Genomic DNA, 13,826 nt, shown 5'->3' with positions numbered 1-13,826 from the left:
CGATGTCGCCATGAGCCCTCCTGAACCCCATGAAGGCCCCCGCCCCAACGAGGTTGCGCCCGATGCTCAGGCCTAAGCACCGCGAACACCACCGGCTGGATCGCATTGGCTGGCTGCGCGCAGCCGTGCTTGGTGCGAACGACGGCATCCTGTCCACGGCCAGCCTGCTCGTCGGCGTCGCATCCGCGCAGGCGGCGTCGGGTAGCGTCCTGCTTGCCGGCGTCGCCGGGTTGGTCGCCGGCGCCATGTCGATGGCGGCGGGCGAGTACGTGTCCGTACGCTCGCAGGCCGACAGCGAGCAGGCCGAACTGGATCTGGAATCGCGCGAACTGCGCGACGACCCGACCGGCGAGCACAAGGAGTTGACCGAGATCTACGTGCGGCGCGGCCTGGAGCGGACGCTGGCGCACGAGGTGGCCGAGCAGCTCATGAAGCACAACGCCCTCGAAGCCCACGCGCGCGACGAGCTCGGGCTGTCCGTGACCACGTCGGCGAAGCCGCTGCAGGCGGCCTCGGCCTCGGCGGTGAGTTTTGCTTCCGGCGCCATCCTGCCGATTCTCGCGGCGGTGTGGTCGCCACGGGAGCGGATGGCCATGGTCACGGTCGCGGTGTCGCTGCTGGCCCTCGCGATCCTCGGCGCCATTTCCGCGCGGCTCGGTGGCGCGAACCTCACGCGCAGCGTCGCACGCATCGTCTTCTGGGGGGCGCTTGCGATGGCCTTGTCGGCCGTGGTCGGTCGGCTCTTCAGCGTCGCCGTCTGAGCGGCGCCATCTGGGGCGTCTTACCCGACGACGCAGCGGTTACGGCCGCCATTCTTTGCCGTATACAGCGCGAGATCCGCGCGATCGAATACGGTCTGCGGGGTGTCGCCCGGCTGGAACTGCGCCAGGCCGATGGATGCTGTCACACGGACTGGCTGGCGGCTGGCGTGGAAGGCGAGGTGCTGGATCTTGCCGCGCAGGCGTTCGCACACCTGCATGGATTCCACTTCGTCCGCACCGTCGAACAGCACGATGAACTCCTCGCCGCCGTAACGTGCGACGAAATCGCAGGGTCGCACGTGCTTCACCAGCGCCTGGCCGATGATCCGCAACACCGCGTCGCCCGCGGTGTGACCGTAGGTATCGTTGATGCTCTTGAAGTGATCGATGTCGATCGCAGCGATGCTGAGCGGGCGCGTCGTGGTCTGCCAGCTTTCGAACGCGGCTTCGATGCGTTTCTCGTAGGCGAGCCGATTGGGCATGCCGATCATGGTGTCGGTCTGCGCCAGTTCATGCTCGCGTTCCAGCGAGCGCTGCAAGGTGTTGCGTTCGGTTTCCAACTGCTCGATGCGCTGGCGCATCTTCTCGGCACGGTCGCGGTACGCGGTAAGGCGTGAGCCTTCGCGGTCGCGGAACTCGCTGAAACAGCGGGCGATCGTCTCCAGACTGGCATTGACCCGCTCGCGCAGGTCGTGCACGTCGTCGTATTCGAGTGCGGCTTCGCTGAGCAGGCGCATCTCGTGGGCGACCGATGCGTCCAGGGCCTGTCCATTGGCCTCGCCGGTGGATTGGTCGGCCAGCTCGCGCGACATGTATTGGCTCAGCTCGTCCAGCCGGCCGGTGACGTGGCGAAGCACGGCCTGCAAGGCATCGATTTCGCGCTGCAGGCCGAGGCGCTGTTCGTTGATCAGATCGGCGAGGCGATCGCCGCAGGTGGCGAGGGCGACCAGGTCGCTTGCGTCAGCCACATCGTGGCGCAGTTCGTTGGCGCGGTCCGCCAGGCGTGGCAGCACGATGATGCGATCGACCAGACGGCTCAGTGCGGACTGCACGGACGAACCGTGCTCCGTGCGCGGCGGGCGGGTGATCGGGATCGACCTCTCCGCGTGCGTGCCGCGCGGGCTCGCGCCCAGGTTGCTCATGGCTTCGCTCAGCCCGTTCACCAGCGGCTCGAGCGTCATCGCGTCCATCGGACCCTGCAGGGCGCCGGAGAGGCGTTCGATGTGTGGATCGACCTGGTCGTGGGCGCCATGGGCGGCGCGACCGAGACAGCCGACAAGCTGGCGCAGCAGGGACTCGGCCGTCCGCCACTGAGCTTCTTCACGGCTCAACCGTTCTACGGCCTCGTGATACTTGCTTTCCCAGACCTGGTTGTCCAAACGCACGCCCCAACGGTCGCGTTAACTGCCGAATACCAGGGCCATACTACGAGAAATCACGAGGGTTAGCTCGCAATTCGCTGGGTCGACGGTGCCTTTGCCTGGTGCCGGGTGGCGCGGGCGGCGACAGCCATGCCGACCGCCAGCAGACCCGCGGCGAGCAGGAACGGAACGCCCGGCAGATGCACATTGCGGTCGGGCGCGATCGCAAAGGCGAAGATCTGGGCGAACAGGTAAGGGCCGAAAATACCGGCGAAGCTTCCCAGGCTGGTCACTGCTCCCTGCAGCCGGCCCTGTTCGTCGGGAGCGACGTGGCGGGTCATGATCGACTGGATCGGAGGGCCCGCCAGTCCCCACAGCGCCATCAACGGAATCCCGATCAGGAAGGCCCAGCCCACGGGTGCCAGGCCCATCACCGCGAATGAGGCCGCGCCAAAGGCCATGCCGGCCAGCAGCACGGGCCGTTCCCCGAAACGCGTCGAGAGCCGCCCGCTTAGGAATGCCTGCACGGAGCCGTCGCACACGCCTACCAGGGCCAGCACGTAGCCGACCTCCTGCGGGCCCCAGTCGTACCGGTAGTCGGCGTAGAGGACGAATACGGTCTGCAGCACGTAGTGCGCGAGGTAAAACAGGAACATCACCACCGACAGGCCGAGCACTTCGCGGTGACGGCGGAGCATCTTCAGGGCGCCGAGCGGGTGCGCCGTGTGCGGCTCGAAACGGGTCGCGCGCTTTTCCGGCGGCAACGACTCCGGCAGGATGAAAAAGCCGTAGGCGAAATTGGTCAGTGCCAGGCCCGCGGCCACCCAGAAGGGCAGGCGCAGGTCGATGCCACCGAGAAAGCCCCCCAGTGCCGGCCCGATGATGAAGCCGATGCCGAAGGCGCCACCGAGCATGCCGAAGGCGCCCGCGCGTTTCTCCGGTGGCGTCACGTCGGCGATATACGCATTGGCGGTGGTGAAACTGGCCGCGGTGATGCCGGAAATAATGCGGCCGACAAAAAGCAGCCACAGCGACGGCGCCACCGCCATCAGCACGAAATCCAGGCCCAGGCCCAGGTTTGACAGCAGGATGACCGGACGGCGACCGAAACGATCGGATAGTGCCCCCTGGATGGGTGAACAGATGAACTGCACGGTCGCGAATACCGTGCCGAAGATCCCGACCCACCACGCCGCGTTCGACACCGTGCCGCCGGTCATCTGTTCGATCAGGTGCGGAAGCACCGGGATGATGATGCCGAAGGCGAGGATGTCGATCAGCACCGTGATGAAGATGAAAATCACGGCGGCGCGGCGTACCGGAATGTGCGAAGTCATGTCGTCAGGTGTTTGAGTCGGGGCGCCACGATGGGCACGGTGAGCATGGTGCTCGCCACGGCCATGAGCAGCAGGGCGGTGAAGGTCTCGCTGGTGATGATGTGACGATCGAGCAACACGTTGACGAAGATGATCATGATCAGTGCCTTCGTCTGCAGCAGCCAGCCCACAGTCCACGCGTCGCCGCGCTTCCAGCCAAGTAGCTTACCGGCTATGCCCACGCCGGCAAGCTTGCCCGCGACCGAGGCCACCAGCAACAGTGCCGCGGCGATGAAGACAGCTGTGCCGCCGATCTGCCAGTTCGTGCGCAGGCCGGTGGAAAGGAAGAACACCGGCATCACGACGAGCAGGACGTTGTGACGGAGACCATCGAGGCGTTCGATGTTGAACCAGTCGCGCTCCATCACCGCACCGGCGAGGAAGGCACCGACCATGAAGTGCAGTCCGCACCAGTCCGCGCCGTAGCCGCAGGCGGCGAGCCAGATCAGGCCGACGAAGTAGCGATCCATCTCCGGCAGGCGTGCCATGAGGCGGCGGAACAGCCACGCCACCACGGCGAAGCCGGCGAGAAAGGCGGCCTGGTGGCCGACGCGTTTCCAGTCGAGCAGGATGATCGCCAGCACGGCCCAGATGGCCAGGTCATCGAGGCTGGCGTAACGCAGCACGCGCTGGCCGAGCGGTTCGCGCAGGATGCCCATCTTTTCCATCAACAGGATGAGGATGGGCAACGCAGTCACCGCGCAGGCCATGCCGATGCCGAGGATGAACTGCCATGTGCTCGCCGCGTCGCCCATCCAGCCGGCCCGCCAGGCCAGCATGCCGGCGGCGACCAGGGAGCCGGTGACCAGCGGCACGGCGAGCGCGAAAGCCGCCGTGGTGCCACATTCACGACGCTTTTTCCACACCTCGCGCAGATCCAGCTCGATACCGGCGATCCAGACGAACACCATCACCGCCCACCAGGCGATGCCATTCAATGCACCGATCACCGGTGGTGTGAAAACGGTCGTGTAGTAGTCGGGAAAGACTTTCCCAAGCACGCCGGGCCCGAGCAGGATGCCGGTGAGGATCTGCACCACCACCAGGGGCGCCCAGTAGTCGGTTCGGAACACGCGCCAGATCAGATAAGGCACGCCAAGGATGATCGTCATCGCGATCAGGAACAGTTCCGTCGTACTCATCCGCTCTCCCCAAGCCCGGCCAAAGCGTACAGGACCGCACACTCTTACGAACACCATGGGAACCGCCCCCTGTAGGAGACGCCCCCTTTAGGAGCAGCCCCCTGTAGGAGCAGCCCCCTTTAGGAGCAGCCCCCTTTAGGAGCAGCCCCCTGTGGGAGCCGCTTCAGCGGCGAAGGGCGCTCGCCACTTCCTCCAAAGACAACCGCAAAGCCCGCGCCATCGGCTCAACATCCCCCTCAACCACCGTCCACACCGTCGCCCCCTCCAGCCGCGCAATCGCATCTCCCGCCAGCTCACGCGCACGAACGCCACCCACCGACGGCTCAATCAGAGCCGCCAGGCGATCCCGCTGCCCGGTGAAAAATCCACGCACCGCCACAGCCGCATCGGGCGTATCCGGCCCCGACGCGCCATAGGCCAGGTGCAACCCCACGCAACGGGTCTGATCAGACAACGCACGCGCAATCCGTTCTAGAGCCATCGCGTACGCAGCGAGACCATCGCTTTCCGGCAGCTCGGCGAACACCTCGTCATTGGTGAGGGTCAGCACTTCGGGCACCAGCGACTCCTTGGTCGGGAAGCGCGTGTAGAGGCTGGCTTTCTTCAGGCCCACCTTCGTGGCGAGGTCCTGCATGGAGGCGCCGTCGTAACCGTGGTGGCGAAAAAGCTCCCGCGCCTCACGAACGATCGAACCCAGGCTTGCTTTCATCGAACACTCCCAATAACCTACCGACCGGTCGGATCTATTTTAACAGATCACCCACCGAAATTCATTCCCGGAGACCTGCCATGAATGCTCCCGCTCCTGTCCTTCCGACCGTCCACTACCGCAGCCAGGCTGTCGGGGACGTCGATGTCTTCTACCGCGAGGCCGGCCCTGCGAACGCTCCGGTGATCCTGCTCCTGCACGGCTTCCCGACTTCCAGCCACATGTTCCGCGACCTGATCCCGCTGCTGGCCGACCGCTACCGCGTGATCGCCCCCGACCTGCCGGGCTATGGCCAGACCAGGGCGCCAAAGCGGGGTGACTTCGACTACACCTTCGACAACCTGGCCAAGGTGATCGGCGGCTTCGTCGACGCTATCGGCCTGACGAAATACGCGCTGTATATCTTCGACTACGGCGCGCCGACGGGCCTGCGCCTCGCCCTCGCCCACCCGGAGCGGGTCACCGCGATCATCACGCAGAACGGCAATGCCTACCTCGACGGCTTCAGCGCCGGATGGGAATCGTGGCAGCGTTACTGGCGCGAACCCACGCCGGAAAATCGCGAGGCCACCCGCGATGCGCTGGCCCCGGCCACCATCCGCGACATCCAGTACGGCACGGGTACGGACCTGAGCCGGTTGTCGCCCGATGGCTATACGCTGGATATCGAGTACATGGGCCGCCCTGGCGCCGACGAAATCCAGCTCGACCTTATTCTCGACTACCGCAGCAACGTGGCGCGCTACCCGGACTTCCAGGCCTATTTCCGTGAACACCAGCCGCCGCTGTTGGCTGTCTGGGGCAAGCACGACCCGTTCTTCATCCCGCCGGGTGCCGAGGCCTACAAGCGTGACCTGCCGGAGGCCGAGCTGCACTTCCTGGATACCGGGCACTTCGCACTGGAAACGCATGCGAACGAGATCGCCGGTTATATCCGTGACTTCCTCGGTCGCAAGCTGAAAGCCTGAAGCGAAACGCAGCCGCTCGGTTCACATAGGCGGCTGCGCGAGTTCCTTCGCATTGAGGTAACCGTCCTTACTCCGGTCCAGTTTGTGGAACTGGTGGATCAGGTTGCGTTGAAACTCCTCGAGGTGGATCGGGCGGGCGCCGGGTCGCATCGGCCCGTCGTTGGCATCGATGACGCCGTCGCCGTTCACGTCCATGCGCAGGAAACCCTGGCTCATGTAGCGAACGTATTCGGCTTCGTCGATCCGGCCGTCGCCGTTGGCGTCCATGCGTTGCAGGTACTCGGCCGGGGTGCGCGGGTAATCCTGGGCCAGTGCGCTGCCGGCCAGTAACGTGAAAGCCACGAAGGCATATGGACGTCGATTCATGGGGCGGCAGTCTGCGGGATCGGCCGGCGTTTGTCGCCCCGTGCACGGTGGGAGTACCTTTGGCTTCTTGCCTTCCAGTCCAGGGAAACGCCGATGATCCACGACAGCATCCTCGACACGATCGGCCGCACGCCCATCGTCCGCCTGCACCGCCTGGCACCGTCGCACGTCACCCTCTATGCCAAGGTCGAGTCGTTCAATCCGGGCGGCTCGGTGAAAGACCGCCTCGCCATCGCGGTGATCCTCGACGCGGAACAGAAAGGCCTGCTGAAACCCGGCGATACCGTGGTCGAGGCAACCTCGGGAAACACCGGCGTGGCCCTGGCCATGGTCTGTGCCGCGAAGGGCTACAAGTTCGTCGCAACCATGGCCGACAGCTTCTCCGTCGAGCGCCGCAAGCTGATGCGTGCCTATGGCGCCAGGGTGATCCTCACGCCGGCCGCCGAACGCGGTAGCGGCATGGTTCGTCGCGCCGAGGAACTCGCCGCGAAACACGGCTGGTTCCTGCCGAGGCAGTTCGCCAACCCTGCCAATCCGGCCTATCACCGCAGCACGACCGCAGCGGAGATCCTGCAGGACTTCGCGGGCCGTCGTCTCGATGCCTTCGTTACAGGTTGGGGCACGGGCGGCACGCTCACGGGCGTCGGTGAGATGCTCAAGCTGGCCCGGCCCGAGGTGAAGATCGTGGTCGCCGAACCGACGGCCGCTCCGTTACTGGCCGACAAGCCCTGGTCGCCGCACAAGATCCAGGGCTGGACGCCGGATTTCGTGCCCGAGGTGCTCAACCGGAAAGTATTCGATCTCAATCTCCCGGTAGACGAAGTGGTCGCACGCGACACGGCACGCCGGCTGGCGAAAGAAGAGGGGCTGTTCGTCGGTGTCTCGGCGGGTGCCACGGTGGCTGCCGCGCTGGCATTTGCCGAGAGCGCCCCGAAAGACAGCGTCATCCTGGCGATGCTCCCCGACACCGGCGAGCGCTACCTCTCTACCTTCCTGTTCGAGGGCGTGGAAGAAGGTTCTGATACCGAGTGGCTCGAAAGCCTGGGTTGATCGCCGGGCGGCGGCAGTGGTCCCGTTAATCGGTCAGAACGGGATCGCTGCGTTCTCATCACGTCGTGGACGTCACGGTGGTCTCCTGAATTCTGAGGAGACTCCCATGACCTATTTGCGCCGAAAGACCATTAGCGAGGAACTCCTCGCTCACGCCCGGCAACTTGTCCAGGATTACCCGCCGCGTGAGGCCTACGACCTTGCGCGCGGTTACGCGCGCGACTATGCCGGGCGTGCCGGTACGCTGGCCGGCAACGCGCTGACAACGACCCATGAGTTGGTCACTACCGGTCGGCAAGCACGAAGCCGTAAGGGGATGAGCATCGCGATCGGCGTCGGCCTCGGGGTGGCTGCCCTCACGACGGCGTGGTTTCTCAACCGCCGCAAGGCGCTTACGCAGGACGAGTACGACGAGCATGATCCCACTCGTTACCGCGCTACCACTGCGAGCGGCGATGCGCTCGACGGCACCGGTGAAGACAACCCGGTGCCGGGCGAGACAGGCCTGTACTGAGACGCACCTGCGCTGTCTCGCGCTGTCTCGCGCTGACTCAGGCAGCGCTGGCGCGCCGCCGCAATACGGCCAGGGGCTGCGCCCAGGTCTCACCCGGCCGGCGCTTGCTCGTTACCAGTGTCAGATCCGACGGCTGGAATACGTTCACGTTGTGCGTGGCCGGAGTGGTCAGGATGTACTGCGCACGTGTCGACTTCAGGAACGCACCCACCTTGTCGATGTTGAAGATGTCCAGATGCGCGAAGGGTTCGTCGATGAAGACGAAACCGCCGGGGCGATCTTCATCGCGCATGAGTGCGACCAGGAGCAGCAACGACTTCATGACCTGCTGACCGCCGGACGCCTCACCGTCGTCCATGCCGATCCAGCCCTTCTTGTCGAACTCGAAGCGCACGTGCAATGCAGCCGAGGCGAGCGTCAGGTCGTCGTTGCTGAGCTCGGGCAGCTCGACGTCGACACCGATACCGGCCAGTTCAGCGAGCACCTTGAGGTTCTTCGCGTAGCGGCGGACGGTATTGCGCAACACCTGGATGTACGCGCCGCGCGCTTCGTGAGTAATCCGCGAGGCTCGCTCGAGGTGAATGCGGCGCTTCTCCAGATCGAGCTTGAGGCCATCGTGGTCGGTCCACAGCTTCTCGCGGAGAGCCACTACGCTGGCGTCCTGCTCCCAGTGACCTTCCTCGAGGCGGCGCTCGATGCGCTCGATTTCCCGACGCACGGACGAAGGCGATTCGTAGCGTTCGCGTAGCGCCGCCATCGCGGCGCGGCTGCGCTGGGCGAGGCCGACGTGTGCACGCCTGGTGCGGAACGCTTTCAGACGGTCGATCTGGTCGTTGCGCAGCTGGTGATGCTGACGCACGGCGTCGGCAAGCTGGTTCTGTGTCGCGCGCTGTTCGCGTGCGGCGTTGTCACGCGCGTTGGATGTTTTCAGGCGCTTTTCGCGCACGGCCTCGTAATGGTTCTCGGCAGCGACATGGCTGTCCGCCGTACGCTGCACGTCTTCGCGCAGGAGCGCCTGCTGCTCATGCGCTTCGCTGAACTCATCGGCACGGTCGGCGAGCTGGCTGCTCGCGCTGGCGCCGCGCAGTACGCCCTCGGCATCGGCCGCGCGGGCCAGGGCTTCCTTGCGCTCGCTCGCGATGTCACGAAGGCGGCCTTCGATGTCGCGTAGCTTCGCCTCGCCATCGCGCAACTGCCGGTCACGCGCGCCGGCGCCGAAATACATGTCGTCGACGCCGAGATGGCGGCCGCCGCGACGCTCGCGAAAGTAACCCTGCGGGGTGATCCAGTCCTGCTCGCGTCCGAACTTCGAACCGTCGGCGATATCCTCGACGCGGCGGATGCGGTCGAGGTTGCGCAGCAGCCAGTCCGGCGCCGCGGCGGAAAACTCGACGACTTCGAGCAGGGAGCCGCGCGTGGCACTTTCCGCAGGTGCGCGATCCGCAACGACGAAGTGCTTGTAGCGATGCTGTTCGCCCAGCTTCCATGCTTTCTCGCGGTCGCGGGGATCGTCCAGGAGGACGACATGGCGATAGCCCGCCAGGACAGCTTCCACGGCGGGCTGCCAGCGCGGTTCGACGATCTCGACGATCTCGCTGAGCATGCTGTGGCGGATACCGGCGTTCTCGAGCGCACGGCGGAAGTCGGCCTCGAAATCCGGCGTGTAGCGGCGGCCGCTGCGCCATGCCGAGAGCTGGCTGGTGAGCGTGGTCAGCTGCTGGCGCAGCGTGGTTTCTTCGCCTTGCAGCGCATTGACACGGGCGCGCGCATCGCGCGCCACGTCGGCCAGACGCTCGTGGTCGGCGCCACCTTGTGCGGCGACCATTTCGCGCAGGCGCAGCTCCTGCTTGATCAGCAGGTCGTTCTGGGCAAGCTCGGCGCGGGCGGCGTCGAGGCTCTTCTGTGTTTGCTGGCGCGCGAGGTCGGCTTCGTGTTGTTCGCCTCGCAGGGTTTCGCCACCGGCGTCGAACTCGCCGAGTTGGCGCGTCAACTCGACGTCGCGTGCCTCGAGCTCACCGACGCGACGCTTCACGCCGGTCAGTGGGGGGCGCGCGCCGCGGACGCCGGCACCAAGCTCGGCCAGTTCCGTCCGCGGCAGGATGTCCGCGACCAGGTCCACACGCTCGCTCTTGAGCGCATTCCATTCCTGGAACGAACGCGCCCGGGCCTCTGCTTCCTGCAGGCTCACGCCGATCAGTGAGAGCTGGTGCTCGAGGCCGTGCTGCTCGCGATCGGCCTCGTTCTGTTCGTTGCGCGCGCGCTGGTAATCGTCGAGCACGGCTTTGTCGCCGAACACGTCGAACACCAGGTCGAGCAGCGCCTTGGGTGGCATCTGGCAGAGCTTGTCGGTGGCGCCCTGTTCGAGGGTAAGTACGCGACGGATCGCCTGGGACAGGCCGGCACCTTCGAGGCGCACGCGGTACTCGCGCAGGCCAAGGAAGTCGTTGCGGGCTTCGATCTCTTCCACGCTCACGTCACCGCCGACCACGGCGTACTGTCGCGTCCACTCACCACCCTTCTTCTGGATGCGGCAGGCGAGGGTGACCTCGCGATCCATCAGCGGGAAGAAAGGACGTTCGCCGCTGGGTCCCGGAACATTTCCGACGCGAGCCCGAAGCCACGCGAAGGGTTTGCCGTTGTGCCGAAGGTAGCTCTTGTAATCGCGATTGCCCGCGCAGTCGATGGTCAGCAGGGTGCGCAAGGCGTCGAGCAGGGTCGTCTTGCCGGAGCCGTTCGGCCCAACGACGGTCACGATGTTCGTGTCCAGCGGGAGGATGAAGCGCTGCCAGTAATCCCAGTGGACGACTTCGAGGCTGCGAAAATCAAACATCGGCGTTCTCCTCGATCTCGTCCATGGGTTCCTCGTCGTCGTCGAGGTCGTCCATCGGTGCAGACGGTGGGCGCGCGGCAGCTTCGGCGAGCAAGTCGCCGAGTGCGCCATCGAGGATGCGTCGCGCGGTGCGTTCGTAATCGAAAGCGAGGTCGAGCAGGGGACCTTCCGCGACCTCACCCTTGCGTCGGATGATGAAGCCGAGGCGATTGAGCGTGCCCAGGTTGAAACCGACGCGTGTCTTGCCACCGAGCTTTTCGCCGAAGTCGGCCAGTAGCGTGCGCTCGGCGATCACCGGCGACATGGTCGGGTCGCGCGGGATGGGCTTTTGCTCGGCGAACATCTGGCTTTGCGATGCGGCGGCTTCGACATCCTGGCGCTCGACCTGCCGCTGCCGCTTCGGCAACACGATCAGTGCCCAGATGACGACAAGCAACGCGACGCCATCGCGATCCAGTTGCAAGGTATTCGAGATCCAGCTGTCGCTGCCGCCAAACACGGCGCGTTCGCTCTTTCGCGCCACGGCCAGGCCGATGTACGCGGCATAGGGATGCTCGCGCAGTTCCAGACCAACGGATTCGAGGCGGCGGTCGAGTTCTTCGCGGAACGCTTCATCGAGCAGCGCTTTGCGCGCCTGGATATCGTCGCGCGGCAACCAGCGCTGGGCGAGCAACCGGGTGACCAGGGTGGCGGTTTCATCATGCATCGGTGGTGTCCTTCGCAGTGGTTCGCGGACGCAGTCGTCCGGCGCTCACCAGCGCGATCTGGGGCAGGTCGATCTCGATAAGGATCGGCTCGATTTCGAGCGCGAGCGGCAGTCGCGCAAGCTCGGCCGTGCCGCCTTCCAGCGCCGCCGACTCGGGGTCACCGAGCAGGCCGAGCAGGGAGAGGCGATAGGCGGACAGCGCATAGTCGTCACCGATGAGCGTGTCGGCGAGCTCGCGCGGGGTCACGATGGCGGCGAGTTCGGCGTGCCAGTCTTCGAGGAAGCGAAGGTCTTCCTCGTCCATCGGCAGGTCGGCTGTGTCCGGCGGTTCTTCGGCGCCGGGCAGGGCCGTGCTTTCGGCAGCCAGGCGCTCGCGCTCGAGCAATTCGAACTCCGCCACGTCGAGGGCGATCTGGTCGTGGATGAAGGACGCCGGCAAGGGCATCAGGAGTTGGCCATCCTCGAAGGAAGCGAGTGCATCGACATCCAGCGCCCGCAGCCAGCCGACCAGATCGGACGAGGACAGGCCGGTGCGCCCCAGATGCACGCGATGCTGGTCGATCTTGTTCAGTTCGCGCTGGAAAATGCCGGCCTGGCGGAGCAGGGCACTCTGTGCGCGACCCACAGCCTGCGCGAGGCGGTGTGCCGCGGGCTCCAGTTCTTCCTTCTCGGTAATGCCGGCGACCACTTCAGTGCCTTTTTCCACCCACGTCCAGACCGAATCCAGGCGCTCGGCGGCGCGGCGGATTCGGTGCTCGGAACCGGAAAGAACAGCGCGATCGAAGTCTTCCTTCAGTTCGCTCAAGCGCGACAACAGGTGGCCGAGCTCGTCGACCGACACGCGACCGACCGCCTGGCCGGCGGCAAGCTGGGCGGTGAGATAGCCGAGGCCATCGTCATCGTCGTTCTCGAACTCCAGCATGACCGCCAACGCGCTGAGTGCCTTGCGGCCGAGCGGCCCGACGCGATAACGCTGCGTTTCGCCGTCGTAGACGAGGAGCTCGTGATCCTTCAGTCGCTGGACCACGGTTTCCAGCTTCACCGTGTCGACGAAGGCAAGGTGGTCGCGGATTTCCTGCGGCGTCCATTCCGTAGCGTGCGAGCGCGCGCCCAGCGTGCGCAGCACCAACAGGCGTAGCAATACCTGGGCTTCGCTGCCGTGGAACAGCGCGGAAAACGCGCGCAGCAGTCCACGTCCGCGCAGCAGCGGGAAGACGGCAGGAAGGTCCTCGGCGACGAAGCCGTCGCGGAAGAGATCCTGCAGGCGTTCGTCGTGGAGGGTGGTGTCGGTCGGTCCGCTCAATGTCAGCGACGGTCGACGCCGACGAAGCGGAGGAACTCGCTACGTGTGCGGGGATCTTCGCGGAAGCTGCCGAGCATCTGGCTGGTGACCATGGACACGCCGCGCTTGTGTACGCCGCGGGTGGTCATGCACTCGTGGCTGGCATCGATGACCACGCCAACACCGCGCGGTCGCAGGGTGTCTTCGATGCAGTGGGCGATCTGCGCGGTGAGCTTTTCCTGCACCTGGAAGCGACGGGCGAAGCCGTCGACCACGCGAGCCAGCTTGCTGATGCCGACGACGCGGTCGGTGGGCACGTAGCCGACATGGGCACGGCCGATGATCGGCGCCATGTGGTGTTCGCAGTGGCTTTCGAACTCGATGTCGCGCAGGACGATCATCTCGTCGTAGCCGTCCACTTCCTTGAAGGTGCGGCGCAGGTACTCGGCGGGGTCTTCGTCGTAACCCTTGAACCAGTCCGAGTAGGCCTTGACCACGCGCTTGGGCGTATCCAGCAGGCCTTCGCGTTTGGGATCCTCACCCGCCCAGATCAGCAGCGTGCGCACCGCTTCTTCGGCCTGTTCGCGGGTGACCGGACGGGACTTGGCGTCGTCGCTCATCGGGAGGGATTCCTTGGGGAGTTCAAACGCCCATTCTATAAGGAAATGTAGATGCTCTCTTGGCGGTCAAGCGTTCTTGAGATGTTCGGGGCTAAAGAGCTTCGAGGTATCGAAGCTCTCGTCGTTGCGGATGCAGGCCCA

The 13,826-nt window shown here is 65.5% G+C and carries 13 protein-coding genes; 4 read left to right on the top strand and 9 right to left on the bottom strand.

The genetic code is table 11. The annotated features are described in order from the left end of the window. Nucleotides 1–62: 62 nt before the first annotated feature. A complete protein-coding gene (locus C8J98_RS20895; protein WP_107915712.1) occupies nucleotides 63–761 on the top strand; it encodes a VIT family protein in 699 nt (232 codons plus the stop codon). A gap of 20 nt (nucleotides 762–781) precedes the next feature. Here C8J98_RS20895 and C8J98_RS20890 read toward each other — a convergent pair whose 3' ends face one another. From C8J98_RS20890 to C8J98_RS20875, 4 genes are all read right to left on the bottom strand, one after another. Next, nucleotides 782–2,146: a diguanylate cyclase gene (locus C8J98_RS20890; protein WP_107915710.1), complete on the bottom strand. Its 1,365-nt coding sequence runs from the start codon at nucleotides 2,144–2,146 to the stop codon at nucleotides 782–784. A gap of 59 nt (nucleotides 2,147–2,205) precedes the next feature. After that, entirely contained in the window at nucleotides 2,206–3,459 is a 1,254-nt protein-coding gene (locus C8J98_RS20885; RefSeq protein WP_107915708.1) for a TCR/Tet family MFS transporter, read from the bottom strand. Further along, nucleotides 3,456–4,640 carry a cation:proton antiporter gene (locus C8J98_RS20880; protein WP_107915706.1) on the bottom strand — a complete coding sequence of 395 codons (1,185 nt, stop codon included), beginning with the start codon at nucleotides 4,638–4,640 and terminating at the stop codon, nucleotides 3,456–3,458. The genes C8J98_RS20885 and C8J98_RS20880 overlap by 4 nt, the downstream gene beginning before the upstream one ends. Before the next feature lie 163 nt (nucleotides 4,641–4,803). Then, nucleotides 4,804–5,349, bottom strand: a complete 546-nt coding sequence (locus C8J98_RS20875; RefSeq protein WP_107915704.1) for a TetR/AcrR family transcriptional regulator — start codon at nucleotides 5,347–5,349, stop codon at nucleotides 4,804–4,806. A gap of 80 nt (nucleotides 5,350–5,429) precedes the next feature. Here C8J98_RS20875 and C8J98_RS20870 point away from each other — a divergent pair, with 80 nt between their 5' ends. Continuing rightward, nucleotides 5,430–6,317, top strand: coding sequence for an alpha/beta hydrolase (locus C8J98_RS20870; RefSeq protein WP_107915702.1), 888 nt, complete (start codon nucleotides 5,430–5,432; stop codon nucleotides 6,315–6,317). Nucleotides 6,318–6,338: 21 nt separating this feature from the next. Here the strand turns inward: C8J98_RS20870 and C8J98_RS20865 are convergent, their stop codons facing one another. Continuing rightward, nucleotides 6,339–6,683 (bottom strand): hypothetical protein, encoded by a 345-nt coding sequence (locus C8J98_RS20865; RefSeq protein WP_107915700.1) that lies wholly within the window; start codon nucleotides 6,681–6,683, stop codon nucleotides 6,339–6,341. 93 nt (nucleotides 6,684–6,776) lie between these two features. On the opposite strand from C8J98_RS20865, the gene cysK reads away from it, so the two are divergent. Next, nucleotides 6,777–7,733, top strand: a complete 957-nt coding sequence (cysK, locus tag C8J98_RS20860) for a cysteine synthase A (RefSeq protein WP_107915698.1) — start codon at nucleotides 6,777–6,779, stop codon at nucleotides 7,731–7,733. 106 nt (nucleotides 7,734–7,839) lie between these two features. Next, nucleotides 7,840–8,247 carry a hypothetical protein gene (locus C8J98_RS20855; RefSeq protein WP_107915696.1) on the top strand — a complete coding sequence of 136 codons (408 nt, stop codon included), beginning with the start codon at nucleotides 7,840–7,842 and terminating at the stop codon, nucleotides 8,245–8,247. Between the two features lie 37 nt (nucleotides 8,248–8,284). On the opposite strand, the gene C8J98_RS20850 is transcribed toward C8J98_RS20855, so the two are convergent. Genes C8J98_RS20850 through folE form a run of 4 tightly spaced genes read right to left on the bottom strand, consistent with a single transcriptional unit; the run spans nucleotide 8,285 to nucleotide 13,685 of the window. Continuing rightward, nucleotides 8,285–11,077, bottom strand: a complete 2,793-nt coding sequence (locus C8J98_RS20850; RefSeq protein WP_107915693.1) for an AAA family ATPase — start codon at nucleotides 11,075–11,077, stop codon at nucleotides 8,285–8,287. Further along, nucleotides 11,070–11,783: a hypothetical protein gene (locus C8J98_RS20845; protein WP_107915691.1), complete on the bottom strand. Its 714-nt coding sequence runs from the start codon at nucleotides 11,781–11,783 to the stop codon at nucleotides 11,070–11,072. Before C8J98_RS20845 ends, C8J98_RS20850 begins: the two co-directional genes overlap by 8 nt. Continuing rightward, nucleotides 11,776–13,086: a hypothetical protein gene (locus tag C8J98_RS20840; protein WP_107915689.1), complete on the bottom strand. Its 1,311-nt coding sequence runs from the start codon at nucleotides 13,084–13,086 to the stop codon at nucleotides 11,776–11,778. The genes C8J98_RS20845 and C8J98_RS20840 overlap by 8 nt, the downstream gene beginning before the upstream one ends. A gap of 2 nt (nucleotides 13,087–13,088) precedes the next feature. Further along, the gene (folE, locus tag C8J98_RS20835; protein WP_107915687.1) at nucleotides 13,089–13,685 is read right to left on the bottom strand and encodes a GTP cyclohydrolase I FolE; all 597 of its coding nucleotides are present in this window, start codon (nucleotides 13,683–13,685) and stop codon (nucleotides 13,089–13,091) included. Between the last annotated feature and the right edge of the window lie 141 nt (nucleotides 13,686–13,826).

The organism is Luteibacter sp. OK325, from assembly GCF_003050935.1.
GTDB lineage: Bacteria > Pseudomonadota > Gammaproteobacteria > Xanthomonadales > Rhodanobacteraceae > Luteibacter.
This window is presented reverse-complemented; position numbering and strand designations above follow the sequence as displayed.